1 protein-coding gene is annotated in these 1,386 nt (G+C 72.2%); it reads left to right on the top strand.

The window, feature by feature from the left end; genetic code table 11:
- Positions 1-62: 62 nt before the first annotated feature.
- A complete protein-coding gene (locus ABD994_RS30910; protein ID WP_425550164.1) occupies positions 63-1,340 on the top strand; it encodes an IS30 family transposase in 1,278 nt (425 codons plus the stop codon).
- The last annotated feature ends 46 nt before the right edge of the window (positions 1,341-1,386 follow it).

Raw genomic sequence — 1,386 nt, forward strand, 5'->3', positions numbered from 1 at the left:
TCGCTGCTTCCGGGCGGGTTCTCGGGGTCGTCGCAACACCCCCTCTGTGATGGGGGTTTGCGATGGCCTCGAGGTCGGGCTCGCGTGGGCTGCGTCGGGCTGACGCCTACGTCACCTACTTTGATCTTGTGGCGAGTGGGGTGGGGTACGCAGAGGCGGCCGAGCAGGTCGGGGTCTCGCGTTCGACCGGGACGCGGTGGCGAGCGCAGGCTCGAGGTGTCGATGTCGCCGAGCGCGATCATCAGGCTCGCGAGCGACGCCGGGCACAGCAGCGTCTCGAGCCAGCAGGCCCGCCGGTCCCGCCCCCGGGCGTGGGGCGGGGCCGGTATCTGGGTCTCGAGGAGCGGGTGTTCATCGCCGACGCGTTGATCTTGCGGTGGTCGATCCGTGAGATCGCCCGCCAGCTCGGGCGCTCGGCGGGCACGGTCAGCCGCGAGGTCCGCCGCAACCAGTGGACCCGCGACGGTGACCCGGACTCGCCTGGGGGCAGATACGGGCCCCACGCCGCCGAGCAGAAGGCCGCCCAGCGCCGCCGCCGGCCCAAAGCCCGCAAGCTCGACACCGACCGGGTGCTACGGGCCCTGGTTGCCACCTGGCTGCTGCGCAAGAAGTGGAGCCCACGCCAGATCGCGCACAGACTGCGCCGGGTGTTCCCCGACCAGCCCGAGCGTCACCTGGCCCACGAGACGATCTACCAGGCCATCTACGTGCAGGGCCGCGGCGCGCTGCGCCGCGAGCTGGCCGCGGCGCTGCGCCAGGGCCGCGCCCAGCGCCGGCCCCACCGTGACCCGAACACCCGCCAGTCCCGGTTCAGCGAGCCGATGGTGATGATCAGCGAGCGGCCCGCCGAAGCCGACGACCGCGCGGTGCCCGGGCACTGGGAAGGCGACCTGATCCTCGGGGCGGGCAACACTTCCGCGATCGCCACCCTCGTCGAGCGCCACACCCGCTACCTGCTGCTCGCCGCGCTGCCCGAAGGCCGCCACGACGCCGCCACCGTCCGCGACGCCCTCATCGCCGCCATGGCCGGGCTGCCCGCCTCGTTGACCCGGTCGCTGACCTGGGACCAGGGCACCGAGATGGCCCGCCACCACGAGTTCAGCCTGGCCACCGGCATCCCGGTCTACTTCTGCGACCCGGCCAGCCCCTGGATGCGCGGCAGCAACGAGAACACCAACGGGCTGCTGCGCCAGTACTTCCCCAAAGGCAGCAACCTCGCCGTCCACAGCCAGGCCCACCTCGACGCCGTCGCCGACGAACTCAACGGCCGGCCCCGCGAGACGTTGGACTGGGACGACCCAGCCCAACGTCTCGCTAGCCTGCTCGCCGACAGCAACTGACCAAGGGGTGTTGCGACCACCGCACGAATCCGCCCCGAAGCAGCGA

This window comes from Actinomycetospora chlora, from assembly GCF_039542135.1.
In the GTDB taxonomy this organism is placed as follows: domain Bacteria; phylum Actinomycetota; class Actinomycetes; order Mycobacteriales; family Pseudonocardiaceae; genus Actinomycetospora; species Actinomycetospora chlora.